Source organism: Arthrobacter citreus, from assembly GCF_038405225.1.
In the GTDB taxonomy this organism is placed as follows: Bacteria; Actinomycetota; Actinomycetes; order Actinomycetales; family Micrococcaceae; genus Arthrobacter_B; species Arthrobacter_B citreus_A.
Genome location: NZ_CP151657.1, coordinates 2,777,891 through 2,803,508, shown reverse-complemented (window position 1 = coordinate 2,803,508; position 25,618 = coordinate 2,777,891). Strand labels below are relative to the sequence as shown.

The 25,618-nt window shown below is 63.7% G+C and carries 23 protein-coding genes; 5 read left to right on the top strand and 18 right to left on the bottom strand.

The features are described from left to right. Positions 1-60: 60 nt before the first annotated feature. The 6 genes from AAE021_RS12905 to AAE021_RS12880 form a co-directional block, all read right to left on the bottom strand. Positions 61-840, bottom strand: a complete 780-nt coding sequence (locus tag AAE021_RS12905) for a cupin domain-containing protein (RefSeq protein WP_342022743.1) — start codon at positions 838-840, stop codon at positions 61-63. Continuing rightward, a complete protein-coding gene (locus tag AAE021_RS12900; RefSeq protein ID WP_342022742.1) occupies positions 840-1,826 on the bottom strand; it encodes a PmoA family protein in 987 nt (328 codons plus the stop codon). Before AAE021_RS12900 ends, AAE021_RS12905 begins: the two co-directional genes overlap by 1 nt. Further along, the gene (locus tag AAE021_RS12895) at positions 1,826-2,926 is read right to left on the bottom strand and encodes a Gfo/Idh/MocA family oxidoreductase (RefSeq protein ID WP_342022741.1); all 1,101 of its coding nucleotides are present in this window, start codon (positions 2,924-2,926) and stop codon (positions 1,826-1,828) included. The genes AAE021_RS12900 and AAE021_RS12895 overlap by 1 nt, the downstream gene beginning before the upstream one ends. A gap of 118 nt (positions 2,927-3,044) precedes the next feature. Then, the gene (locus AAE021_RS12890; protein WP_342022740.1) at positions 3,045-4,382 is read right to left on the bottom strand and encodes a sugar ABC transporter substrate-binding protein; all 1,338 of its coding nucleotides are present in this window, start codon (positions 4,380-4,382) and stop codon (positions 3,045-3,047) included. A 389-nt stretch (positions 4,383-4,771) separates the two neighbouring features. Continuing rightward, positions 4,772-5,461 carry an HAD family hydrolase gene (locus AAE021_RS12885; protein WP_342022739.1) on the bottom strand — a complete coding sequence of 230 codons (690 nt, stop codon included), beginning with the start codon at positions 5,459-5,461 and terminating at the stop codon, positions 4,772-4,774. Between the two features lie 226 nt (positions 5,462-5,687). After that, positions 5,688-6,128: a very short patch repair endonuclease gene (locus AAE021_RS12880; RefSeq protein WP_342022738.1), complete on the bottom strand. Its 441-nt coding sequence runs from the start codon at positions 6,126-6,128 to the stop codon at positions 5,688-5,690. 131 nt (positions 6,129-6,259) lie between these two features. On the opposite strand from AAE021_RS12880, the gene AAE021_RS12875 reads away from it, so the two are divergent. Further along, on the top strand, positions 6,260-7,273 hold the full coding sequence (locus tag AAE021_RS12875; protein WP_342022737.1) for an asparaginase: 1,014 nt from the start codon (positions 6,260-6,262) through the stop codon (positions 7,271-7,273). An 81-nt stretch (positions 7,274-7,354) separates the two neighbouring features. Then, positions 7,355-7,591 (top strand): YegP family protein, encoded by a 237-nt coding sequence (locus AAE021_RS12870; protein WP_342022736.1) that lies wholly within the window; start codon positions 7,355-7,357, stop codon positions 7,589-7,591. Between the two features lie 221 nt (positions 7,592-7,812). Here AAE021_RS12870 and AAE021_RS12865 read toward each other — a convergent pair whose 3' ends face one another. Further along, positions 7,813-7,962, bottom strand: coding sequence for a hypothetical protein (locus AAE021_RS12865; protein ID WP_342022735.1), 150 nt, complete (start codon positions 7,960-7,962; stop codon positions 7,813-7,815). 217 nt (positions 7,963-8,179) lie between these two features. Here AAE021_RS12865 and AAE021_RS12860 point away from each other — a divergent pair, with 217 nt between their 5' ends. Then, positions 8,180-9,850 carry an FAD-binding dehydrogenase gene (locus AAE021_RS12860; protein WP_342022734.1) on the top strand — a complete coding sequence of 557 codons (1,671 nt, stop codon included), beginning with the start codon at positions 8,180-8,182 and terminating at the stop codon, positions 9,848-9,850. 89 nt (positions 9,851-9,939) lie between these two features. Here the strand turns inward: AAE021_RS12860 and AAE021_RS12855 are convergent, their stop codons facing one another. The 7 genes from AAE021_RS12855 to AAE021_RS12825 all read right to left on the bottom strand — a co-directional run bounded on the left by AAE021_RS12855 (position 9,940) and on the right by AAE021_RS12825 (position 17,639). After that, on the bottom strand, positions 9,940-10,485 hold the full coding sequence (locus AAE021_RS12855; RefSeq protein WP_342022733.1) for a hypothetical protein: 546 nt from the start codon (positions 10,483-10,485) through the stop codon (positions 9,940-9,942). A 233-nt stretch (positions 10,486-10,718) separates the two neighbouring features. After that, the gene (locus AAE021_RS12850; RefSeq protein ID WP_342022732.1) at positions 10,719-11,633 is read right to left on the bottom strand and encodes a ribokinase; all 915 of its coding nucleotides are present in this window, start codon (positions 11,631-11,633) and stop codon (positions 10,719-10,721) included. A 23-nt stretch (positions 11,634-11,656) separates the two neighbouring features. Then, on the bottom strand, positions 11,657-13,081 hold the full coding sequence (locus AAE021_RS12845) for an MFS transporter (protein ID WP_342022731.1): 1,425 nt from the start codon (positions 13,079-13,081) through the stop codon (positions 11,657-11,659). Then, on the bottom strand, positions 13,078-14,025 hold the full coding sequence (locus AAE021_RS12840) for a nucleoside hydrolase (RefSeq protein WP_342022730.1): 948 nt from the start codon (positions 14,023-14,025) through the stop codon (positions 13,078-13,080). Before AAE021_RS12840 ends, AAE021_RS12845 begins: the two co-directional genes overlap by 4 nt. A 367-nt stretch (positions 14,026-14,392) precedes the next feature. Continuing rightward, positions 14,393-15,010: a GNAT family N-acetyltransferase gene (locus AAE021_RS12835; RefSeq protein ID WP_342022729.1), complete on the bottom strand. Its 618-nt coding sequence runs from the start codon at positions 15,008-15,010 to the stop codon at positions 14,393-14,395. 73 nt (positions 15,011-15,083) lie between these two features. Beyond that, a complete protein-coding gene (locus tag AAE021_RS12830; protein WP_342022728.1) occupies positions 15,084-16,538 on the bottom strand; it encodes an MFS transporter in 1,455 nt (484 codons plus the stop codon). A gap of 120 nt (positions 16,539-16,658) precedes the next feature. Beyond that, entirely contained in the window at positions 16,659-17,639 is a 981-nt protein-coding gene (locus AAE021_RS12825; protein WP_342022727.1) for a DUF368 domain-containing protein, read from the bottom strand. Positions 17,640-17,763: 124 nt separating this feature from the next. Between AAE021_RS12825 and AAE021_RS12820 the strand changes: the two genes are divergently transcribed. Together AAE021_RS12820 and AAE021_RS12815 are read left to right on the top strand one after the other, a co-directional pair. Further along, positions 17,764-18,387, top strand: coding sequence for a CE1759 family FMN reductase (locus AAE021_RS12820; RefSeq protein WP_342022726.1), 624 nt, complete (start codon positions 17,764-17,766; stop codon positions 18,385-18,387). A gap of 145 nt (positions 18,388-18,532) precedes the next feature. Further along, a complete protein-coding gene (locus tag AAE021_RS12815) occupies positions 18,533-19,510 on the top strand; it encodes an NAD(P)-dependent oxidoreductase (RefSeq protein WP_342022725.1) in 978 nt (325 codons plus the stop codon). 121 nt (positions 19,511-19,631) lie between these two features. Here the strand turns inward: AAE021_RS12815 and AAE021_RS12810 are convergent, their stop codons facing one another. The 4 genes from AAE021_RS12810 to AAE021_RS12795 form a co-directional block, all read right to left on the bottom strand. Next, entirely contained in the window at positions 19,632-20,126 is a 495-nt protein-coding gene (locus AAE021_RS12810) for an FBP domain-containing protein (RefSeq protein WP_342022724.1), read from the bottom strand. 307 nt (positions 20,127-20,433) lie between these two features. After that, positions 20,434-20,880, bottom strand: coding sequence for a MarR family winged helix-turn-helix transcriptional regulator (locus tag AAE021_RS12805; RefSeq protein ID WP_342022723.1), 447 nt, complete (start codon positions 20,878-20,880; stop codon positions 20,434-20,436). 525 nt (positions 20,881-21,405) lie between these two features. Further along, positions 21,406-24,768 (bottom strand): SNF2-related protein, encoded by a 3,363-nt coding sequence (locus AAE021_RS12800; RefSeq protein WP_342022722.1) that lies wholly within the window; start codon positions 24,766-24,768, stop codon positions 21,406-21,408. Positions 24,769-25,000: 232 nt separating this feature from the next. Continuing rightward, entirely contained in the window at positions 25,001-25,390 is a 390-nt protein-coding gene (locus tag AAE021_RS12795) for a hypothetical protein (protein ID WP_342022721.1), read from the bottom strand. Positions 25,391-25,618 lie beyond the last annotated feature (228 nt).

Here is a 25,618-nt window from a genome sequence, read left to right as displayed (position 1 = left end):
TCTTCTCGAAGCAATTTTTCGACAGTACCACCGGCCTGCGGGGTGGCCGGGCCCCGCGGATCAGAGCGGCTGCACGGGACTGGCCACCCCGGTGCTCGACGGCATGAGGTTCCAGGTTTGGAGCCGGCCACACATCCCGTACACGGGATCCGGGGACGTGGGCGCCGCGGAGCGGACGACGGCGTTGAGCAGGTGGCTGCCATCGGCCCGGGCCAACTGCTCCAGATGTTCCACGCTCTGCCGGGCCTGTGCCAGGGGACCATTGTGGACGAGCGTGCTCCACGTGGCCACTTTGTCCTGCACCAGGGCGGCGGCCTGCCGGTAGAGGTGTTCCATGGCCTGTGGCCCTTCCTCCTCCACCCGGTCCCGCAGGGTGAGGAAGCCTTCCATTGCGAGGTCCCGGCGGGCTATCACGGCAGCTTCCCGGGACTCCACGGAGCCCCCGGGAGGAAGCGTCGCCGCGTCCCGGTACCTCTGCGGATCATCGAGGTATGGCTCCGGAAACGTAAGGACGGCGTCACCGTTTTCCGGGAGCCCGGAGTTGCCCATCACGGCAACAATCTCCAGGGCGCCGTCGTCGTTAATCAGTCGGTGAACTGTCCCAGGGGTGAACCACAGCACTGTCCCCGGGGTGAGGGAGTGCTCCTCAAATCCGGCAGAGCTCAGCGTTTGGACCCGCCCGCGGCCACCCACCACTACATAGCTTTCAGTGGTGGCGGTATGCAGATGCGGGCTGCCTCCGCACTGGCCGTCCACGGCATCCCACGTGTAAACATTGATGCGCGTGACGCCGGTGCCGCCGGGAAAGCCCGCCGGAGCGCCGCCGGAATCCTTCAGCATCAGCGCCCCGCTGACGTTGACACGCCGAGCAGCTGGAGACTGGCCGCAGCTAACTGCTCCGACCCTTCCACGCCCCGGTCCTCGTCCGCAATGACCACGGCGTACTCATAGGACAGGCTGTGGCCCGGCTCGAAGGTGAATTCCGTCGAGTAGTACGGAGACGGGCTGACGACGGCGAAGATTCCGGTGCGGACAAACCACTCGGTGTTCTCCCCGCCGGGATAGGAGTTGTGTGGAGAATCGACGAACACCAGGGTGGATGCCCCGCCCTCGCCGTCGTGCTGGCCGCTGAAAGCCATCCACGGTGCTCGGATTCCGTTGAGATCGTCCCCGCCGGTCCGGCCGGGAATGTAGACGGAACCGCCGGTGAAGGACCGGGGTCCCCGCCAGAACAACCCGCCGTAGCCGGCATTTTCGCGGCCCTTCGTGGTGGGGCTTCCCATCACGATCTCCGCGCCGGAAACATTTGTGAAGTTGGTGGCATAGGTCAGCGCCCACGCCCGCTCGCCGTGCTCGCCATCAAGGACCTCCACGGCAAACCGACGCTCCTCGCGGACCCACAGTTCGCCGGCCTGGGTGATCCACTCCAAGCTTTCCACCACGGTGATGCGCTCTGGGGTGACTTCCAGCGAGGTGAACTCCACGTGGTTGGTGGATCCGTTGTTTTCCAGCTGCTCATAGCCGCGGCCGCGGTTATAGGTTGGCCCGCCCCAGAAATTCTCGGTTCCGACGTTGGGCAGCGACCAGGCCATCCCCTTGTGCCAGAGGTGATCATGGGGGCGGTAGGTGCTGACTTCCTTGCCGCCAAGCGTGGTCAGGGGGTGGAAATAGGGGCGGGGCGATTCAAACTGAGGATCCCAGGGGCCGTAGACGTACCGGAAAATGTCCTGGCCGTCGAAAGCCACCCGCAAACTGCGTCCGTGCTCGTGGTCCAGGGACAGTCCCGGGCGTCCCGGCTCGGTGAGGGGGGAGTGGTGCTGGCTCATTAGTGGCTCTCTTTCACGTCTGCCCACGGGGCGGAGTTGCCATCCATGGCCCCATAGAAGGGGGAGTTCTTGTCGATCGATCCGCGGGAGACCGGCTTGCGGGTAAACGCGGAGGCGTAGATGGCAGCTATGAGGTCCATGGTCATCCGGGAATCCGTGCTGGTAACGGGCGGTACGCCGCCGGACTCAAGGGCGTCGAAGATGGCGGCAAACTGGGACGAGTGCCCGGACGCCCGTCCCGTTAAGCCCTCTTTCCACTGCCGTTCCAGATCCTCATGGCCCGGTGCGGGGGAGAGGGACCAGCTGTCATCCGAATAGCCGTACAGGTGCTCGAGCTCCACCGTCGCTCCACTGAAATCGAAGCGGAGGTAGCTGGTCTCCTTGGGCGCCAGGAGGCTGTTGATGATGGTGGCAACCGCGCCGTTTTCAAAGCTGACAATCGCAGCGGAAAAGTCTTCGGTGTTGGTGGGAAGAGCCTGCCGGGCAGCAACTGCCGTCACCTCGCTCCAGTTCCCCAACAGGGACAGCAGGAGGTCGAACTGATGGATCCCGTGGCCCATGGTCGGCCCACCGCCTTCCACCAGCCACTGTCCCCGCCACGGAAGGTCAAAGTAGCTGTCGGGCCGGTACCAGAGGGTGTTGCAGATTGCGGCCAGCGGACGGCCGAGGTCATCTCCACTCATCAGGCGCTTGAGGTTCTCCGCTCCCGATCCAAAGCGGTGCTGGAAAACGGTGGCAAAGAAGGCCTCCGAGGCCGCCTCAGCCGCCGCAATCTCATCCATGTCCGCCAGGGTCAACGCCGGCGGCTTTTCCGACAGCACGTTCACGTTGCTGCCCAGCGCTTCAATGGCCTGATCCTTGTGGAAACCCGGCGGGGTGCACAAATGGACCAAATCCAGGTCCTGCGCTGCCAGCAGTTCAGTGAGCGAGGAATACCGGTTTTCAATGTTCCATTCATCGCAGAAAGCTGCCAGCCGGCCGGGATCAACATCAACCGCGGCCACCACCTGCGCCCGGCCGCTCAGAGTGGCCATGCTCTTGGCGTGCGCCTGGGCGATGCCGCCGGTACCAACAATTGCGGTGCGGAAAAGACGTGTCATAGGAAAAGGCTCCAGGGAAAGGAAGTAGGAAGTGGGAAGGTAGGCAGAAGTGGGAAGGCCGGAACAGGGAAGGAATCGCGAAAACGGGACTGGCCGAAAGAGCCAGAAACCGGTGGAGCTATTGCAGGCCCTCCAGGTAAGCCACCACCGTCTTGGCGCCTTCCTGCGGGCTCTGGCTGCCAAAGAGGACTTCGTTGCCGATTCGGGTGAACTCGGTGCTGAAGTCGGAGGCGTTGGCGGGTGTCACCTGCGGAGGTGTCACAACCTCCTCCTGCATGGTTGCTGCAAACTCCAGCGACATGGTGCCCGTGGGGGTCAGCTGCGGCTTCAGGGCTTCCTGGATGCTGGGAATGGCCGGCACTCCTCGTTCGACCTTGAGGATGGAGGCAGCGTCTTCGTCGTTGATCAGGAAGTTCACAAACTTGGCGGCTTCTTCCGGATGCTCGGTCCGGGAGGAAATGGACCAGTACATGGAGGCCTTGTTCACCATGTTCTGTGGCTCGCCCTCTTCCTGGGCGGGCAGGCGCAGGAGCTTCAGATCGGATCCGCTGGCGTCCACGAACGCCTGGATCTGGGTATGGAACTGCAGGTGGAAGGCACTCTTGTTGGTACCGAACAGCGACTGCTCAATGTTCCCTGTGCTTTCTGCCTGGGTGGAAGCGGCAGGCGTTGCTCCGGTCTCCATGAGTTCAAGGGCCGTCTCAAAGTATTTTTCGACCGTTTCGGTGCTGACAGGGGTTTCCCCGTCGCGGGGATACACCTCTTCGCCGTTTTGGCGTGCGAAGGTTCCCAGCTCCGCGGCCTGGGTGCCGAAGAAGTCGAATCCGTACACGCCCTCGCTGCCGAGTTTTTCGCTAACCTGGGCAGCCATGTCAAACATGTCGTCCCAGGTCCAGGTGGTGTCATCAGGCATTTGAAGTCCGGCCTGTTCCAGGATGGCGGGGTTCACGCCAACGGAGAAGATGCCCACACCAACCGGGACTCCAGCCAGGGCGCCGCCCTTGACTTCGCCGGTCTGGAGGACTTCCGGCTCCATCTCGGAAAGATCCAGGATGTCTTCCTGGGTTGTGAGATCCAGCAGGGCATTACGCTCGCCGTAGGCAGCGATGCGGGTTTCATCCATCTGGATGACGTCGGGGGCGTCGCCGCCGGCGGTGGAGGTTGCCAGCTTGTCCCAGTAGCCTTCCCAACCGCCCCAGTCACCCTTGATGGTGATGCCGGGGTTTTCCTCTTCGAATTTGTCGATGACCTGTTCAGTGAGCTGGGCCCGGGCATCGGCTCCCCACCAGGTGAAGGTGAGTTCCACGTCGCCGCCGTCGGCGGACTCGGAACCGGAGCCGCCTCCGCACGCGGTCAGCGTCAGGGCAAGGCAGGCAGCGGCAGCCGCCAGGGAGCGGAAGCGCCGCGCGTTGCCGCTGCGGTGCTGTTCGGTGGGGCGAATCGGATGTCGGGGCATGGCAGTACCTCTCCGTTGACGTGCAGGCAGGGGGCGTCGTTGCTTCCTGTCAGCGGAAAGTCGCCGCGAACCCGGACGGGAATTTGGAATCCCGGGGCCTTGGAAAGCGTCTTCCGCTGCGCCTACCCTTGTACAGATCGGATGTGGTGTCAATCACATGAAGCGTCTGTTTCATGCTCTTTTCCGCCTGGTCAGGTGCACGCCGAAGGGCCGGGAACGTGAATGTTCCCGGCCCTCACAGTGTTCTGTTTCCGTCATGGAGGCGGCGCACAAGGCGGTGTTTGCCTAGCGCGGGCGCTGGCGCTGGTGCTGACTTTGACGACGGCCGCCCACCAGCTCGAATAAGGCCCAGCTCTGGTAAGGCCCAGCTCTGGTAAGCCCAGCTCTGATTAGGCGCCGGCGATCAGTTTCCCCAACATGGATGAGTTCAGGCTCTCCAGCAGCTCGCGTGGGTTCTCCCAGACTTCTTCGGCGCCGGCGTCGCGGAGTTCCGCTTCACTCGTACCACCGCAAAGCAAGCCGATGGTGGGGATTTCCAGCGCAGCGGCTGCCTTCACATCCCACACTGAATCTCCAACGAACACCGTGTCCTGGGCGGTCAGTCCGGAGGAATCCAGTGCCGCCTGCAGAATTTCGGGTGAGGGTTTTGACTCCGTGGCATCCGATGAACTGGTGGCGGCGCTAATGGCCGAATCGGCGTCGATGACGGTGCGCAGCACCTTGAGCTCCGTCTCGGATGCAGAGGAAGCGAGGACCACCGTCAGGTCTTTGTCTGCGCAGGCCAGCAGGAGGTCGCGGGCGCCGTCAAAGGAGCGCAGGGATGGCCACCAAGTGGAGAAAATGGCGCCGTGAGCGTCATCCAACTGCTCGTCCATGTCCTCGTTTCGGTCTTCGCCGAGCAGATGTTCCACCAGCTTGTCTCCGCCCATTCCGATCGCCCGGTGCACGGCTGACATGGGAACATCGTGGTCCTGCTGGCGGAAGGCCTGCCACCAGGCCACAGCGTGCAGGTAATTCGAATCCACCAGGGTTCCATCGACGTCGAAAAGCACGCCACGCTTGGCGGTGCTGTCAGCCATATTGTCTTCCTCCCGTTGAACGCACCCATCCACGAGTGCTGTAAACCTGTAGTTTCCGGCCGCGACGGTGATGAAGCGCGCCGGTTTGATCGAGTCTATTCCCCGCCGCGGACCTCTGCGCCGGTGACCCGGGTGGAATGGACCTCGCACGGAATGGATCTCGCATGGGCTGGACCCCGTGCGGAACGGATCTCTGGCGTCAGGGCGCCCCCGTCAGGGCATCATGTCAGGGCACCCACGGCTGCTTCGGTCCCAGGAAGGCGACCAGCTGCCGCTCCAATGCGTTGCGGTCCTTGAGCTCACACTCCCACACGGTGAGGGATTCCCATCCCGCGCCGGCAAGTGACTGGACCGCTGCGGCGTCGCGGCTGGCCGTCCTGCTGCGCTTTTCCGCCCAGAATTCGCTGTTGTTTTGGGGAGCACGCTGCCCGGCGGGACAACTGTGAAGGTGCCAGAAACAGCCGTTGACGAAGACGGCCTTGCGGCGTGAGGCGAACACCAGATCGGGTTTTCCAGGCAGAAGTTTCCCACCGGCGGCGCCATGCAGTCGGAAACGGTAGCCGGCGGCATGAAGCAGGCGCCGGACAAGCAGCTCAGGCTTGGTGTTTTTGCTCCGGATCCGGGACATATTCCGGCTCCGCTGTTCAGCAGTGACGGTGTCGGCCATGATCCCAGTCTAGGCAGATCGAGCGCCGGGAATGGCCCCTGCCAGTGCCGGTACCGCGTCTTCCCCTAGGCATCGGCGGGGCAGGCGTCCTACGTTGGCTTGCAGAGGCGAAACACGTGAAGGGTTGGCCAGTGGCATCCATTCGAATTCTGGGCACCGGAGGAACAATCTCGTCCCGCAGCACCGCGGACGGCGGCTTGGTGGCGTCGGAACGCATCGAGGAGGTGATAGGCACGCTGTCCCGCCGGCACACGATCAGCGTTCGGGACGTTATGGTCAGCGGCAGTTTCCAACTGCAGTTTTCTGATTTACGGGCGATCGCCCGGGCGGCCCGCGAAGCAGTGCTGGATCCCACAGTGGACGGCGTCGTTATCACGCATGGTACGGACACCATGGAGGAAACGTCCTTCCTGCTGGACTTGGTGCATGCCTCGCCCAAACCGGTGGTGTTCACCGGCTCATCCCGGCCGGCGGACAGCGCGGCTCCGGACGGGCCGCAGAACCTCGAGGAAGCCGTGGAAGCCGCAGCCTCACCTGAGCTGCGGGATGCCGGAGTGCTGGTTTCCTTTGCCGGCGTTATCCGCTCGGCCCGCGGCCTGCGCAACGCCAGCACACTGGGAACGAATCCCTTTGCCGGCGGTACGGAAGTGGCGCACTTTATCGGCGATACCCTTCACGTGACCGCCCGGCCGCTTCGTCCAGCTCCGCTGTCCATGCCAAACGAGGACTTCGACACCGTGCGGGTGGACATCATCGACTGTTCCCTGGGGGCTGGAACCGACCTGTTTTCCCACGCTGTGCAGGTCGGAAGCAATGCCGTGATTCTCTCCGGCACGGGTCTGGGCAATGCCGGACCAGGCTTTTCCGAAGCAGTGCAGGATGCCGTTCGTTCGGGGTGTTTTGTTGTCCTGAGTACCAGGGTTCCGGATGGTCCCGTTGTTCCGACCTACGGAAGCGGAGGCGGGACCGACCTGGTCCGTGCAGGGGCAATTCCCTCCGGTGACCTGAAGCCGCCGCAGGCCCGCATCCTCGCGGCGCTGCTCACGTCCCAGCCCGCCACCCCCGAACAAATCCTGCACGCACTGACGGCATTTCCGGGAAGGACAGCGGCAGGTACCGAAGGTGTTGCAGACCCAACTAGGTGATTTGAGCGCCGGGGCTTTCAACACCCATAAGCTGGCTTACTATTAAGGGCACGAGTGGTACCCCTTACAAGGAGGTAAGAGATGTCGGGCTACTTCAAGCTGGTCGACGCTCATGACGGCGCGTTCCGGATCAAACTCATTTCCGGTGACGGTGCGTTGATGGCAGTGTCAGCGATGTTCCCCACCAAGCAGGAGGCAGTGGCCGGCATTGAGTTGCTGCGGGAGATTGCCGGGACGGGGCCAGTGGTCGACCAAAGCTCCGATGCCGACGTGCTCGGTGATGCCAGCCGTAACGGGGGAAGGGCGCGGGCCTCTTAGCGGATCCACAAGACAGAGTTCACTGAAAGACAAAGTTCGTTAATAGCCAGAGTTCGCCGATAGACAGAGTTAGTTAAGCCGATAGACAGAGTTCGTTAATGAGTCGGAGTTCACCCAATAAGACAGCTTCGCTGCAAAGGACAGAACTCAACGAAAAGGCCTTGGGTTTCCAACGGAAACCCAAGGCCTTCTTGTTCTGGACGGGATTGTTCTGCACCGAGCTATTTCTTCTGCTCCGTGTCATCCCCCTCCGCGGCATCCTGCGTGTGCTGGCGATCCGACTCGGGCGACTCTGCCGTGTCGCCTTCGGACGGGGCTTCGTTGTGGGTTCGATCCTTGTCATGGGCTGCGGGCGTTTCCTTCTCAGTCATGGTTCTTCTCCAGTCAGGTCGAGGCGGACACCAGCTCTGTGGGAGCAGCCCCACTGTGGAGGACTACTCATACGCCCAGTCTAGGAAGCGGCAACCTCCGCAGAAAGAGGCAACCGCCAAGTGATCCCCGTGAACAGGAAGAGACAGCCGTCAAGCTCGTTGCAGCCGTGTTTATCTGCCCTAGCCAGAGGGTGGAGCTGCCGGTAGCGTGAGCCGGATGCAGCCAACCACAGACGCAGACGTCATTGTTGTAGGGGCCGGGCTGGCGGGGCTGGTGGCCACCGCTGAGCTGATCGACGCCGGCCGCTCCGTCATTTTGGTGGAGCAGGAGGGCGATGCCAGTATCGGCGGGCAGGCCTGGTGGTCCTTTGGCGGCCTGTTCCTGGTGGATACTCTCGAGCAGCGAAGGCTGCGCATAAAAGACTCCGTCGAGCTGGCCTGGCAGGATTGGCTGGGCACCGCGGGTTTTGACCGGCCGGAGGACTACTGGCCTCGCCGCTGGGCCGAGGCATATGTGAACTTCGCAGCCGGCGAAAAACGCTCCTGGCTGCACGGCATGGGGCACCGCATCTTTCCCGTTGTCGGCTGGGCCGAGCGCGGCGGCTACGGGGCCACAGGCCCGGGGAACTCAGTGCCCAGGTTCCACATCACCTGGGGCACCGGGCCCGGCGTTACGGCACCGTTTGAGGCAAAAGTGCGCGACGGCGTCGCCCGCGGCCTGGTCCGGCTTGCTGTGCGGCACCGAATGGAGGAGCTGACAACGGCCAATGGCACCGTCACCGGAATCCGGGGTGCGGTCCTGGAGCCGACGACGGCGGCACGCGGCGCCGAGACCAGCCGCACCCCGGTGGGGGATTTCGAGTTCTCGGCCGGCGCCGTCGTCGTGACCACCGGAGGAATTGGCGGCGACCATGACCTGGTCCGTGCCGCCTGGCCCGAGCGGCTGGGCAGCCCGCCGCAGATCATGCTCAGCGGAGTGCCGGGGCATGTGGACGGGCGTGGCATTAATGCCAGTGCCGCCGCCGGCGGGCGGGTGATTAACCCGGACCGGATGTGGCATTACGTGGAGGGCATCAAGAACTGGAATCCGGTCTGGTCCAACCATGGCATCCGGATCCTGCCCGGGCCGTCCTCGCTGTGGCTGGATGCAGCGGGAAACCGGCTGCCGGTGCCGCTGTTTCCCGGGTTCGACACGCTGGGCACGTTGGAGCATCTGCGCGCCACGGGTTACGACTACAGCTGGTTCATCCTGAATAAGGCAATTATCCGCAAGGAATTCGCCCTCTCCGGCTCGGAGCAGAATCCGGACCTCACGGGTAAGTCGGTGCGGGATGTCCTCGGCCGGGCCACCGCAGGCATTCCGGGGCCGGTCCAGCAGTTCCTGGATCACGGCGAGGACTTCATTTCGGCAGGTTCCCTTGAGGAACTGGTTGCCGGAATGAACGCGCTCGCTAAAGACTCCACGGAGGGGATGGCCCCGGTGCTAGCTGCTGAGGCAGTGCGGGGGGAGCTTGTCGCCCGGGACCGGGAGATCGCTAACCCCTTCAGCAAAGACAGCCAGGTAACGGCCATCCGTGGAGCCCGCACTTACTGGGGCGACCGCCTGATCCGGACGGCGTCCCCTCGTCCCATCCTGGAGCCCAAGGACGGACCGCTGATCGCGGTCCGGCTGTCGGTGTTGACCCGCAAAACGCTGGGCGGGTTGGAAACCGACCTGGACTCCCGGGTACTGGGCGCCGACGGCGAACCGGTACCGGGACTGTTTGCCGCGGGTGAAGCGGCTGGGTTCGGCGGCGGCGGCATGCACGGGTACCGGTCCCTGGAAGGCACGTTCCTTGGCGGCTGCCTGTTCAGCGGCCGGTCAGCCGGGAGGGCTGCCGGCCGCTAGGCATCACCTGCAGTGCCGCCCGGAACTCGGAGTGCCGCCCGGAACTCGGGGTGCCGCCCGGACGGGCTCAGTACGCCTGATCGAGTTTCTTACGCCTGACCGAACTTCTTGGCCTGACGGTACTGCTTCATGGCCGCGAAATAGGCCGGAGCCGGTGACACATACAGAAGCACGGCGGCCGCCAGGACCAGGACCATTCCCGCGATGCCCAGTGGAGTTGCCGTTGACGGCACCAGCAGGGACAGCAGGGAAAGGACGGCGAAGACCGTCAGGACAATGCGGGCCCAGTTGTAGCCCTTGCGGATAAAAATGGCCACCAGAAGGGTGATGGCCACGCTGATGACGGCCGTGACCACCAAAAAGGCAACAGTGGCGGCGATGGCGTCATCCACGGTGAGCCCGGCGACGTTCTGCCGCTGCAGCTCAGCCTCGGTTGCCGCCCGGCTCTCTGGACTGTTGAACGCAGCGATCGTGAGGGGCACGCTCACCACCGAAATCAGCAGGGAAACTATCAGCAGCCAAAATGATATTTCCACCTGCTTCGGACGTACTGGAGCGGCGGGCATTTCAGGTGTCCCGCCGCCCCCGGTGTAGGCGTTGTAGTTGTAGTTTCCCTGCGGCATTTGATCGGACATGCTTTCCCCTCGAAGCTGGCTGATTCTGCAGCGGATATGCTGCATGCCAGCCAGCCTAGCTGCGGGTGGGAGGAACCACATCGGTCCCAGGATGGGGATTCGATGGCCGGCAATGGTTGGCGGCGCGGAAACTACGCCTTAAGGCTGAGCACGCCGCCTCTTCCCGAAAACACCAAGGGGGCTGGAACCGGCAACCGGATCCAACCCCCTCAAAGGGGCAGCTCTGCAGACCGCTAGGGCCGAAGCCCCAGAAGCGCCGTGTATGAAGACTGCGCTCCCGGAAGCGTTGCAGCCAAAGCGCCGGCCCGGGAAGCGAACTCGGCGGCGGCCGGCAGCGGATCACCGGCGGCAAGCCGGGCAGCGGTGGCTGCTGTAAAGGCATCACCACAGCCGGTGGTGTCCACCGCGCTCACCCGGGTGGGTGCCGCAGCGGCAATCCGGTCAGCACCGGTGGCCGTGCCGTCCAGTACGACGGCGCCGTCTCCACCCAAGGTGATGATTGCGCGGTGAATGCCCAGGCGGGCAAACGCGGCGATAACTGCTTCCCAATCAGCGGCGGGGTCCGCCAAACCGGTGACCTGCGCCGCTTCATGGGCGTTGACCAGCAGGACATCGGTCAATGCCAGCAGCTCGGCCGGCACCTCACGGTACGGCGAAAGGTTCAGCAGAACCGTCGCACCGGCGTCGTGTCCTGCCTTCGCCGCAGCGGTCACCGCTTCGAGCGGGACCTCCAGGCTCAGGCACAGCACGGCGGCGTCGTCGAACAAATCCGCCGGAAGGTCAGCGCCGCTGACCGTGCCGTTGGCGCCGGGAGAAACGATGATGGTGTTCTCTCCGGCGGCGTCCACGACGATCATGGCCGTGCCGGTGGCTGTGTCGGGCCGGCGCAGCACGCGGGACGCGTCCACACCGGCTTCGGTTGCCGCCTTGAGCAGGAGATCTCCGTGGCCGTCGGCGCCCACAGCGCCGAACAGGCGTACGTCAGCGCCGAGGATGGCAGCGGCCGCGGCCTGGTTGGCACTTTTGCCGCCCGGGACGATCACCAGTTCCGAACCGTTGAGGGTCTCGCCCGGGGAGGGGAAACGATCAGTACGGACGGTCAGGTCCGCATTCAGCGACCCAACAACTACAACTTTTCCGGCGGTCATGCGGTGATTCTCCTTGGTGGGATTTAGCGGGGCCCGGCGTCGGCTGTGACTTCAGCGTGGACCGGCTTGGGAATCAGGAAGGACGCGGCAAGAGCCAGGCCAAGAATGATCAGACCCGCAATGATACCGCCGTAGTAGCCTTCGGTGCCGGAACCATCGGCTGTGGTGGTGGCAGTCTTCACAGCGTAGATCACCGCGAAGCTCAGACCTGCGCCGAGGTTGAAGGCGCCCGCGTTCAGGCCCGGCAGGAAGCCGGGATTTTCCTTGGGGGACAGCACGATGCCCAGGCCGTTGAGCATGATGTTGCCAATGCCGGCGTAGGTGATGCCAACCAGGACCGAAACACCGAGCAGGCCCAGCTTGGAATCGCTGCCAACCACCAGGAGCATCAGCGCCAGGGCGATCACGGACCCGATCATGCCGATCCGCAGCACCTTGCCGTAACCCCAGGTTGCGGCAAGCCGGCCGGCGAACGGGCCGATCAGCAGGCCTGCGATGGCGTACGGGGTGAGCGTCCACCAGGCGGACTCCTCGGCGCCCAGGCCAAAGCCGATGACACCGTCCTGTGCGAGGGCGGGGATGATGCCGTTCATGACGGCAAAGACGCCGGTCATGGTCAGCAGCGTGGTCAGCAGCAGTGCCCACGTGGAGCGCTGTTTGAGCAGATGTGTGGCGACGAGCGGGTGGTCGCTGCGGTTTTCGACCTTCCAGAAGACGGCAAAGGCAATGATGGAAATGACGATCAGTCCGGCCACCAGGGGCCAGTTCGCCGCCGCAAGCTTGCCGGCCTCATTGAAGGCTGTCAGCAGGGTGCCCACCGAGATAACCAGGGGAACAACGCCCACCCAGTCCATCTTTTCCTTCTTCTCGGCCGTGGACTCCGGAGCCAGGAAGATCAGCAGAGCAGAGGCAATGGCACCCACAACGGCCATGGCCCAAAAGACCGAGGCGAAGCCGTGGTTCTGCGCCAGATAGCCGCCGGCGATGGCGTCCACACCGGCGATGCCTCCGTTGACTGCGGTGATAACACCCATCAGAGTGCCGTAAAGCTTCGGTTCGCGGACTTCCACACGCAGCATGATCAGTGCGAGCGGGACCACCGGGCCGGAGACACCCTGGATCAGCCGGGCGATGAACAACACCTCAATGCTGGGCGCAAGCGCGGCCACCACGGAGCCGATAGTCAGGACCACCAGCATGCCGGCGAGGACCTTCTTGCGGCCGATGATGTCACCCAGCCGCGGCAGGAACAGTGAGAAGAGGGCTGCGGACGTAAAGAACGCAGTCTGGCTCAGGCCAACCGCCGCCGAGGTGGTGTTCAGTTCCTCTTCGATGGTCACCAGGGCGGGGGAGAGCATGGAAGCGTTCAGCTGGAACGCCACGCATGCGGCCAGCAGTGCCGTCATCAGGACGGCGACGTTTACGCGGCGCTGGGATGTTTCAGTCACAGGTCCACCTCACCAATCCGCTCCAGGGCGTCCACAACCAGGTCCCAGAACTTCTGGTGATCCAGATCGACGGCCACTGAGGTGTTGCAGTCAGCGGGCGCCGGCGCGCGGAAGTCCGCCACCGTCATGCCCAGGGTCAGGGTTCCGGTCAGCTCCACGTCCAGCGGAACCCGCCGGGTGGTCATGACGGAACGGTCGATCACGTACGCGACGGCGCACGGGTCATGGACGGGCGGGAAGTCGAAGCCCTGCGCGTCCTTATACGCCTCGCCGAAGAAGTCGAGCAGCTCGCCGACAAATTTGGCCGGCTTGGTGCCGACGGCGGCAATGCGGTCGGCAACTTCGTCAGTCGCCAGTGCCTGGTGCGTCAGGTCGAGTCCGACCATGGTTAGCGGCCATTTTTCGTTGAAGACGATGTGGGCTGCTTCGGGGTCAATCTTGATGTTGAACTCGGCCACTGCGGACCAGTTGCCCACGTGGTAGCCGCCGCCCATCAGGACAACTTCCTTCACGCGTTCAGCGATGCGCGGTTCCTTGCGCACGGCGAGGGCAATGTTGGTCAACCCGCCGGTGGGGACCAGTGTGACGGTTCCGGGTTCGTGAGCCATCACCGTGTCGATGATCAGGTCCACGGCGTGACGCGGGTCCAATTCGATGGCGGGTTCGGGCAGCTCGGGGCCGTCCATGCCGGATTCGCCGTGGATGTCCGGAGCATTTTCGATGGTCCGCACCAGCGGCCGGGGACTGCCTGCAGCGAAGGGAACGTTTGTGATATTTGCGACACGGGCAATTGCCAGCGCGTTGCGGGTGACCTTTTCCAGCGTCTGGTTTCCGACGACGGTGGTCACCGCGAGGAGGTCGATCTCCGGGCTGCCGTGTGCCAGCAGCAGGGCGACCGCATCATCATGACCGGGGTCGCAGTCCAAGATGATTTTGGTGGGCATTGCATCTCCGCTTCGTTGAGGTTCTAGCTAAGGGATCGTTGATCCCGGTGGTGCAGTGCCCCGTCTTGGCTGTCCGATCCGTGGTCCGCAGCGCTGCGGTACGGGCCGGGCCAGGGGCGCAGTGCAGCACTCAGCGAACGGGATCAGGCGGGGGCCGGAAGACGGTTCGAGTGGCGGCACTTTCCCCTGAAGGGGCGGGCACTGCATTAAAGATAGCGACGATTTCCACCTCGCATTTCCCGTTGCCGGTGCTGGAGAAGATGGCAGCCTGAGCGGATTTGCGTACAGAAGGGACGGCGCTTAACCTATGCCCTGCGCTATGCCGGAGTGCCGGTCCCTGGCGGCATAATCCGTCCGTCAGGATCCCTTATGAACGGTCCAGCCGGGAAGTCAGTGCAAGCCGGACCGTTGGCCATTCGGCGTTGATGATGGAGAAGACAACGGTGTCCCGCAGCGTCCCGTCCCGCCAGATGTCATGGTTGCGCAGCACGCCGTCCTGCTTGGCGCCAAGCCGGGCAATCGCGGCCCGGGACTGATGATTGTGCCAGTGGGTCCGGAATTCCACTGCAATGCAGTCCAGTTCCTCAAAGGCCCGGGTGAGCAGCAGGAGCTTCGCCTCGGTATTGATCGTGGTGCGCTGCGCGCTGGCAGCCAGCCAGGTGGAGCCGATTTCCAGCCGGCGGTGATCAGCGCGGATGTTCAAATACGTGGTCATTCCGCAGAGGGCTCCGGTGTCCCGGCGGCGGATGGCCCATGGCATCACCGCTCCGGCCGCTTGCTGTGCCAGCCGTGACTCAACATCTTCCCTCATCCCTGCGGGAGACGGGATGCGGGTGTACCACTTCTTCCACAGCTCGCCGTCGCACACGGCCTGTGTCAGTTCGGGCACGTGGGCGGGTGACAGCGGTTCCAGGATGACGCTGGCACCGGTGAGCTGCACGGGCTCAAGGAACGACGGCGGTGCGGGCTTACGCTGCTCACTCATGGGAACAGCGTAAGCCAGCAGCGTCACCCGACGGTCCTGGTGATGCCCTCTGTTACAGCCGGTGTCTGCGGAGTCAGAGAAGGGCGGGCTCGACGTCGGCCGGCGCGGGGACCTCGGAGCGGCCGCTGGTCTCAGCCTCTGCAGGTTTTGGGATCAGGAAGGACACGGCCAGTGCCAGGCCCAGAATGATCACGCCGGCGATGATGCCGCCGTAGTAGCCCTCGGGTCCGCTTCCGTCCGCGGTGGTGGTGGCTGTCTTGGCGGCGTAGATGACAGCGAAACTCAGGCCGGCACCCAGATTGAACGCGCCGGCATTGAGCCCCGGCAGGAAGCCGGGGTTCTCCCTGGGGGACAGCATGACGCCCAGGCCGCTGAGCATGACGTTGCCAATGCCCGCATAGGTGATGCCAACCAGTACCGAAACGGCCAGCAGGCCCAGCCGGGAGTCGCTGCCAATGACGGGGAGCATCAGTGCGAGGGCGATGACGGAACCGATGGTGCCGATGCGGAGCACCTTGCCGTAACCCCAGGTGCCCGCGAGGCGGCCGGCGAAGGGACCGACGATCAGACCTGCGATGGCGTACGGGGTGATGGTCCACCAGGCGGACTCTTCGGCGCCCATGCCAAAACCGGTAGCGCCGTCCTGCGCCAGCGCGGGGAGGATGCCGTTCATGACGGCAAAGACGCCGGTCATGGTCAGGACGGTGGTCAGGAGCAGCGCCCAAGTGGAGCGCTGCTTGAGCAGATGGGTGGCCACGAGGGGATGATCGCTGCGGTTCTCCACCTTCCAGAAAATGACGAAGGACACCAGGGCAGCAAGGATCAGCCCGAGAACCAGGGGCCAACTGGCGTCGGCCAGCTTGCCTGCCTCGTTGAACGCGGTCAGCAGTGTGCCCACCGAGACGACCAGGGGAACAACGCCCACCCAGTCCATCTTTTCCTTCTTCTCCGCGGTGGATTCGGACGCCATGAGGATCAGCAGGAGGGAGGCGGCCGCGCCCACGAGGGCCATGGCCCAGAAGACGGACGCGAAGCCGTGATTCTGCGCCAGGTAGCCGCCAGCAATGGCGTCCACCCCGGCAATACCGCCGTTGACTGCAGCAATGACACCCATCAGCGTGCCAAGCAGGCGGGGCTCGCGGATTTCCACCCGCAGCATGATCAGGGACAAAGCGACCGTAGGCCCGGAAACACCCTGAATCAGGCGCGCCAGGAACAGCACTTCAATGCTGGGCGCCAGGGCCGCCAGCACAGAGCCGAGCGTCAGGACCACGAGCATGCCGCCGAGGACCTTTTTGCGGCCGACGATGTCGCCCAGGCGCGGAAGGAACAGGGAGAAAAGTGCTGCGGAGGTGAAAAAGGCCGTTTGGGTCAGGGCTACTGCCGCCGCGGTGGTGTTGAGCTCTTCCTCAATAGTGATCAGGGCGGGGGACAGCATGGAAGCGTTCAGCTGGAACGCGGTGCAGGCAGCCAGCAACGCCGTCATCAGCGCAGCCACGTTTACGCGCCGTTGGGTTGTTTCACTCACAGATCTATCTCGCTCATTCGTTGAGGGCAGGACCGCCCGGGGGCAGGGACTGTAGGCCCTGTGGTCAGATTCGCTCAGGCCTGTGGGACGGGGAACAACAGCGGTGGGGACCCGTGCAGCTCACGGATGCTGGTCCACGTTTCCGTGGGGGCCTACGGCCGCGGTCATCTCCGTGCGCGGCTGGCGCCACCAGAGGAGCAGGACTACGCAGGCGCCGGCAAGGCATGCAGCCAGTGGCCACAGCCAAGCATCATCGGGTGGGAGCAGGGTGGTGTCCTGCTGCCAGGGCCAGAGTGCACGAAGTGAGCCGAGGATCAGCCCGGTGGCCACCAAGAGGACAGCCCGGCGTCGTACGCGCAGGAGGTGGCCAAGCAGGCGGACGAAAGAGGCCAAGCCCAGGATGGCGCCGGTGATAAAGAGTGCCAAATAGCCGTAATCTCTCGTACTGACGGCTTCGAGCGTCGGCTCGTACATGCCGAAGGTCAGCAGGATGAAGGAACCGGAGAGGCCCGGCAGTGCGAGGGCGCACACTGCAACTGCACCGCTGAGGGTCAGGGCCCACCACGGCGGATCTTGAATCTGCAGGGCCGGTATCCCCAGCAGCATGAACGCTGCGGCAGCGACGAGGAGCACCACGGCAACGCCCTTCACCGTGCCGGCGGCTGTTGGTGGTCCGACTTGCCTCACCATGCTGATCGGTACAAGCAGGCTGGCTGCGACCATGCCGAAGAACAACGCGCTGGCGATGGTCGCTTGGTTCTCAACGAAGGAGTGCAGCGGTCCCGACAACGTCGCCAGGGCCAGGAACATGCCGGCGGCCAGCGGCAACACCAAACTCCATTCGACGGGTGCAAACCGCTGTGCGGCGCTGGTCCTGCTCCCTCTGAAGACAAGGTGCGTGAGGCCGCTGATGAAGTGATTGGCAGATGCAATGAGTCGATCGAAGATTCCGAGGACGAGTGCCACCGTGCCACCGGAGACTCCCGGTACCAGTTCGACCAGTCCTATCAGGGCTCCACGGGCAGCGTGGGTGATGGTCGATGTGACGGTTGGCCGCGGAGCAGGTGGTGGAAGGACGGGGGAGGAATGGGGGGAAGCCATTGACTCGAGATTACTAGCAGTGGGAGCAGCCACCAATTCTGCGGCTGCCGGGGAATAACAGTGTGCAGCGTGGGGTTGAACAAAACTAGATGCAAACACATGAAAGCTTCAGGAGGTCGCCACGATGGCGGATCGCAGAATCGTAGTAGTCTCAGCCGGCTTGGGGGTTCCCTCATCGAGCCGCATGCTGGCTGACCAGCTTGGAGCGGAAGCAGCCGCAGCCTTTGAAGCGGCGGGCAGCTCGGCGTCGGTGAGTACCTTCGAGCTGCGGGAGTACGCCGTGGATATCGCCAATAACATGGTGACGGGTTTTGCCGCTCCAAAACTGGAGGCGCTAATCAATGAAGTTATCGGAGCCGATGCCCTGGTGGCTGTAACCCCGGTCTTCACGGCGTCCATGAGCGGATTGTTCAAGTCCTTTTTCGATGTCATCGACAACACTGCGCTGGACGGCAAGCCGGTTATCCTGGGAGCGACCGGTGGCAGCTCCCGGCACTCGATGGTCCTCGACTTCGCCCTCCGGCCCATGTTCAGTTACCTCCGCGCTCGGGTGACACCCACCGCTGTTTACGCCGCGCCGGAGGATTGGGGCACCGGTGAAGCCCAGACGGCCCCGCTGGATGAACGGGTCCGCCGTGCCGCCGGGGAGCTCGTGGCACTGTTGGGGGACCAGGCGCCGGCAGCCCGCGCCGGGGCCGCGGTGTCGCTGCCGTTTGAGCAGCTGCTCGCCCAAACCCAACGGGGATAGCCTTCACGCCGGGGATAGAGCTGTCGTCCCTATCCCTGGTTTCCGCACGGAACTAAAATCGTCAGGAGCCGGTGCCATCATCCCGCACGGCGCCCGTGCGTGACTGACGCCCACGGGGAACCCCACAGCCCGCAGGAGCCGTCGAATGGCCAAGCACGCTGACCCTTTTAATCCTTATCCGCAGGCGGGCTCGGGTTTTGTCCCGGCCGTACCGTCCATCGCCCTTCTCCCGTCGCCAACCGATGAACTGGCTGCCGCCGTTCGGGAAGGCGGCGGCGTCGTCGAACCATTGTCCGATGCCACCGCAGGCCTGGTGCTCTCGGATGCCATCAGCGCCTCCGCGGTGGAGAGCGTTCTGGCGGAGCACCCCGGCATACGCTGGATTCAGCTGTACCTCGCGGGGGTTGATCAGTATGACGGTCTCATGCGGGCCAACCACACCCGGGAATGGACCAGCGGCAAGGGTGCCTTCGGCCAGCCGGTGGGGGAGTTCGCCCTGACCTTGACGCTGGCCATCATGCGCGGAGTTCCGGCATTTGCCCGGGCCCGAAGCTGGGGGCCGCCGCTGGGCACCTCACTGCACGGGCGAAACGTGGTTCTGGTTGGCGCGGGCGGTGTCGGGTCTGAGATTTTGCGGCTGCTGCAGGCCTTCACCGAACACATCACCGTGGTTCGTGCGCATAACCAGCCGGTTCCCGGCGCTGAAAAGACGGTGACCGATGCAGGCTTGGACGAGGCCCTGGCGGACGCCGACGTCGTGATCCTGGCTGCGGCACTAACGGCCGGAACAGATCACTTCATGGATGCGCGGCGGCTGGCGCTGCTGAAGCCTGAGGCCTTCCTGATCAATATCAGCCGCGGGCCCACCGTCGATACTGATGCCCTGGTGCAGGCGCTCGCCGCCGGGCAACTGGCCGGGGCTGCTTTGGACGTTACCGATCCGCAGCCGTTGCCGGACGGACATCCGCTCTGGAACGAACCGCGGGCGCTCATTACTCCGCACACTGCCGAAACACCGGAAATGGTGGCTCCGCTGCTGGCCGGGCGCGTGCGTGAGAACGTTCGCAGGTTTGCTGCCGGCGAGCCTCTGGACGGGCTCGTGAATGTGGACGAGGGCTACTGATCCGGTGTTCTTCGGCTAATCTGGTCCGGCGGCTCCTGCGAGCCGCCGGACCAAAGGGTGGTTCCCTACCGGGTCAGGTCCTTACCCGTACCTGCCTGGTCAGGTCCAGACCGGTTCTTGCCTACTGGGCCAGGACCTGGCGGATAAACTGCTCCGTCCGGAACTGCAGGCCGTCAATCCGTTCCTTGATGACCAGCTCGGGATCAGGGTGGATGGGTGTGGGCTCCACTTCGGCGCGGACGCTTTGTGAGCAAATGAAATCGGCGTGTATGAGGGTGCCGACCGAATTGCCATTGCGTCCGGATGCGCCTGCGCGCCGCGCCACGTAGAGGAATACCTCGTCCTTGGACTTCACGTCCTGGCACAGGGCACACATCACCCGGCGGTTTTTTGGTGCTGCCGTGTCGGGTGCCCGCAGCAGGACGCCAACGATCGACCCTTCGAACGGTGCCAGCAGATAACCGCGCTTGGGCATCTTGTGATCCCGCCAGCCGAGCTGGTCAAGCTGGTCCCAATCGATGGTTTCAAAGTCCTGCGGGAGGTTCAGGGCAGCCGTCTCGGAGCGGCTTGCGTTGATGAAGGAACGCCGGATAGCGGATTCTGTCAGGGGTTGCATAAAAAGTACTGCCTTCGGTGAGCAGGAATGAGGACATGGAACTGTCCGCTCGCATGCCTGCGGGCACCACAAACCGTGTGCGGATAAAGGCACGTGCGCTTAGATGCACTCGGAGGGGAAGGTGCGGGAAGCCTAGGCGAGCAGCGGCAGGTTAGATGCTCTGCAGGCCTGCCGGCCCACCATCCCCTCCACGGCGGACCTGGGGCCGCTCATGATGCTTGGGAATAACATGGCGCCAGTCTAACAAGGACCTCGGTTTAATAATGCGCCCGCAGCAACGAGCCCGCAGCGTCTGGGAGTAAAGACGTCATGGTTCCACCGGCTTGTCCCGGGTGTCGTCCCACCCCAGATTGGTGGCCATCCGCTGGAGCACGGCCACGAGAGCGCTGTACTCATCTTCTGAGACATTTTCCGTGAGCTGCTCCCGGATGCGTTCCACGGCGCCGCGGAGGTTCTCCAAACTGCGGCGGCCCAGATCAGTGAGCTGATACTGGCCCTCGTCCAGAGCGACCCAGCCGCTTTCACGCAGTTCCTCGATCAGTTCCACCGAGGTGCCGGATTCCACGACAGGGAAATAGGGTCTCAGCCCGTCGGTGAGCTGCTTCTCGGAGGCGGGACCGTCAGTCAGCAGATTCATCATCTGCCATTGCCTCCGGGTGACGCCGTGTTCTTCGAAACTGGCTCCGAACTGGTCATCAACCAATTGGTCCACGAGTTTCAGCCAGAATCCGATGGGGCGTTCGTCAGTAGCCATCACCCCACTGTACAAACCAAACGAGGTTCACGGAATGCCAAACGAGGTTCACGGAAATGGCTCATCAGGCATGAGGGAATGCTAGAACCGGGCCTGCATGCCGCAGCGGGGGCAGGGGCCGGAACGTGCCAAATCCACGCACACCGTGCAAACGGGCAGATGGCCGTTGTCATCCCTCAGCGGGCGGTTCGGCATGATCTTTCCGCAGTACGGAGTGGGTCTTTGTGCATGGTGCATCGCCCGGCGCTTGCAGGGTGTGCAAAAAACATGCACGAGCTCGTCTTCATCCTTCGCGGTGACATCCAGCGGACGGACGAGGGTTGAATCCTGCGTGTACATAGTCCTTTCCCGATGACGGCGGCCCCTGATGGAGGGCAAGGTGCTGACCTTTTCCAGATTAATAGCTGCACCGGGCTCACCCGGTGCACAGGAATGCCGGCACTCGCCTGCAATGACGCGCTTTGATGCCGTCCAGGCAGCAGCAGCCGTGGGGAAATTCATAGCTGATCGTGAGTGTGAAGCCACTCAGTCCAGCAGTGCCCTGATGTCGTCAGCGGTCAGCGCTGAACTGAACACGGCGTCGTCGTCCATCACGGAGCTGAAGAGCTTCGCCTTTTGCTCCTTCAACGCCATAACCTTCTCTTCGATGGTCCCCCGCGCAACCATCCGGTACACCATGACATTGCGGGTTTGCCCGATGCGGTGCGTGCGGTCCACCGCCTGCGACTCGGCCGCCGGGTTCCACCAGGGATCCAGCAGGAACACGTAGTCGGCCTCCGTCAGGTTCAGGCCGAATCCGCCGGCCTTGAGGCTGATCAGGAACACGGGCGCCTGGCCGTCCTTGAAGGAGTTGATGACGGCACCGCGGTCCCGGGTGGAGCCGTCCAGATAGGCGTAAGGGATGCCCGCAGCATCAAGGCGCTCGGCGGCCTTCTTCAGGAAAGAGGTGAACTGGCTGAAGATCAGTGCCCGGTGCCCTTCAGCGGTGACATCTTCGAGCTGCTCAAACAGGGCGTCGAGTTTGGCCGACGGAACTCCGGCATACTCATCGTCCACGAGCGAGGCGTCAAGGCTCAGCATCCTGAGCAGGGTCAGGGAACGGAACACGATCATCCGGTTTCGGTCGAGGTCCTTGATAAGTCCCATCAGCTTTTGGCGTTCACGCTGAAGGTGCATTTCGTAGATTTTGCGGTGCTTCGGGCTCAAATCCACTTCAAGGACCTGTTCCTGCTTTTCCGGGAGGTCCTTGGCCACTGCTTCCTTGGTGCGGCGCATGAGGAGCGGACGGATCCGGCGGCGCATCCGGGCCAACAAGTTGGCGTCTTCACCGCGTTCAATCGGGCGCTGGTATTCCTCAGTGAACTTGCGGGCTGAGGGAAACAGGCCTGGCGCCACGATCGCAAACAGGCTCCACAGCTCGAGGAGGTTGTTTTCCATGGGGGTGCCGGTGATCGCCAGCTTGAACGGGGCCACGAGGTCGCGTGCGCATTGATGCGCCCGAGTGGTGCGGTTCTTCACGAACTGCGCCTCATCCAGGATCAGCCCATCCCATTCGAGTGAGCGGTAAGCGGCAAAGTCCAGCCGGAACACGGCATAAGAGGTGACAACGATGTCGGCATCCGCAGTGAGGTCGGCCAGCGGCACCTTGGATTTGGCGCTGGTGTCGGGGATGGACACCGTGCGCAGCCCGGGAGTGAAGCGGGCTGCTTCCGACAGCCAGTTGGGCACCACGGAGGTGGGAGCAACAACGAGGAACGGTCTGCGCGCTGCCGGGGACCCGCCGTCGTCGGGCGCCGCCGGGGAGCCACCGTCGCCGGAAGCCGCCGAAGGCTGAGCTGTGGCACTTTCCCGGGCATGCGCCACCAGCGCCAGCGTTTGCAGGGTCTTACCCAGCCCCATGTCATCCGCCAGGATCCCGCCGAGCCCGTGCTGCCAGAGGAAGGCGAGCCAGTTGAACCCCTCAGCTTGGTAGGGACGCAGTTCAGCTTTGAGGCCGGCGGGCAACGGCACCGGGTCCACTGACTCCAGTTCCAGCAGCCCGGTTACCGAGGCGCGCCAAGCGGCTGCCTGCTCGGTTTCTTCGGCGAGCTCCTCCAGCTCGGACCACAGCCCGGCCTGGTACCGGCTGATGGTCATTTCGCCGGTTTCCCACTCGCGCAGTCCTTCGGCCTCTTCAAGCAGGGCGTGGAGCTGGGCAAATTCGGGCCGGTCCAGGGACAGATACGTGCGGTCGGGCAGCAGCAGCTTGGTTTTGCCCTGGGACAGCGCCTTGAACACCTCGGCGAAGGGAACAAGCCGGCCATCCACCGTGATCATGATGCCAAGATCAAACCAGTCACGGCGCTCGGTCTCCACAGTGGTGATTCGAAGCTCCGGAACGCTGGTCAGCTCACGGTAATCGGGGCGTTCGCCGATCACATCCACCCTCACGCCGTCGACTTTTTCGATTTTCGGCAGCACATATTCGGTGAATTCCGCGGTGTCTATGCCTTGGTAGGCGCGGCTGCGGGGCACCCCGCCGAGGACCTTGCCGACAGCCGTCAGCAAGTCAGCTTCGGCAACGATATCGCGGTAGCCGGCAGCCGGATCAGCCCTGGTGCCCAGCGGAATGCGGGTGATGTCTTCGCCCTGCCGGTATTCCCATTCCCAGTCGAGGAACAGTGAATCATCCGGCTGGAACGATGCCGTGAGAACGAGCATCGGAGGCGAAATTTCGGGGAACTCCACTGAGTTGTCGCTACTTGTCACTGGCAGCACCTGGCGAAGCTTTGGGTAGAACTTTTCCAGGAACACCGGAGCGTCCTCTTCGGGGATCATCACCGGAGCGCCCTTGAGCAGCAGGCCCTTGTCCTGATCTGTGAGCGGCCGGGCGGTGGGCGCCAGAGTGATGACGTTTTCCGGGCTGCGCACATAGATGCCGTGTCCGGAGATGAGCCCTGCGGCGTCGGTGGGCAGCGGCTGGCCGTCGATTTCCAGCACCGGCAACAACTGGAGCCGGGAGGAATCGCCGGGTTCAGCGGCCCGGACGTCCAGTGAAAGGGCTGCACGCTGCCCCAGCTGGACGCTGGTGTCCTTTTTGGTGCCGACAAAGTCGATTCCGATCCGCCGCGCCTCTTCGAGCAGCTGCCACAGGAGCGGATTCGCGAAGTCATCGAGGTAGAGCCAGGAATCGTTCTGCCCGAAATAGCTCACGCCGTTGGAGCGGTGCAGGGCCGGGAACTGTGAAAACCAGCGGTGCTGCTCAGGATCGAGTTTCATGCCGTAGGTCTGATATGCGATGTTGCTCCAGGCCAGATTGTTCTTGACCCAGTTGCCCTTTGTGTTGCGCACCACTGGGCGGACGCCCAAGCGGAAGGATGTGGCGCGGTGGGCGCTGCGGGGGGCCGGCGCGCCCCAGCGGGAGCTCATGCCTGCGTCGGTGGTCCGCACCTCAAACTGCAGGGCCAACGGTGTGGCCGCGGCAGGGGTGCTGCCGGTGAGGGCATCGAGGTCGGCATCGATGAGGGTTTGCAGGGAGTCCTGCCATGCGGGTACGGCAGGCTTTCCCGGTGCGGCTGGACGGATGAATTCCTGCCGTGCCAGCAGATGATCTGTGTTGCTTTGGAGTGCGACGGCGGCCACGTGCTTGCAGTCGAATCCCACCGGACAGCTGCAATGGTTGTCCAGCAGTCGGTAGTCACCCTGCCGTTTTTCCCCCAGCTGCAGCATGATTCGGTACGGTACCGAGGAGTGGCCGCGAACCTTGGCCCTGAGCACTTCTGCCTGCGGATCCCACTCCATGGCGTCCACGGCGCCACCTTTGGCATAGGTTTGGCCGCGCTGGAATGCGGCGCCGCCGACAACGCGGATGATGTCGGTGACATCAATCAGGGGCGGTGAGGAAGGCATGTTTTTATCGTCTCACGCACTCCTGACACTTCCGCGACGGGGTCCCGGAAGGAGCTTGACGCGCGCACCCGCGGGGCGTTCCTGCAAAGCGCAGCGATTCTCGCTAGCATCTTATGCAACGCAGATCACAATGGCGTGGTCTGCGTCTCTCCTTTTCGGCAGCTCAAAACAAGCTGATCCACGCGCAATGATGCCCACCTTCCGCTTGGCCCTGATGGTTGTGGCAGCCGGGCTAATTGCCGCAGGCCTTCGCTACAAATGCGTAAACCGACCGGGTGAAATCCCCGCTTGGTTCCAGCCGCAGCTCTCCGGACCGCTGGCCGGCTGCCACCTTCACGGGCAGCTTGGTTCCGGCCTTATCCTCCGCCAGGGCGTGCGGATCGCATCTCGCCGGTTTTACGGCCAGATCAACAATGGTTGGCGGATCTGTTCCGGAAATGGAGACGCTTCGGGGCCAGGGCTGCTGGGGGTCTTCCGCCAGCAAAGTGGTGTTGCCAAAGTTTGTGAGCGTAAGGTCCGCACTGACTCCCGTTGGAATAACCGACAGGTGGACGACGGCGGTGCTTCCGTCCGCGGCGACGGAGAGTGTTGGCATGGGGACCACGGATGCGACCGCCAGCATGGCGCGTTCCAGACAGTCTTGTCCTTGGAGCCTAACCAGTGCGTCATGAGGATCTTCTGCTTCGAACTCGTGCTGCAGTCCGTTGAGCGTCAGCAACACGGTGGCCGTTTCCGGCCGGCCGGAGTCCGGAGGCTGACCCGAATCTGCACTCCCGCCGCAGAGTGCAGCCGCCAGAGGCGCAGGCAGGGCTACTGTTGCGCCCGAGCGAACGGTGCTCGCTCCCGCAGG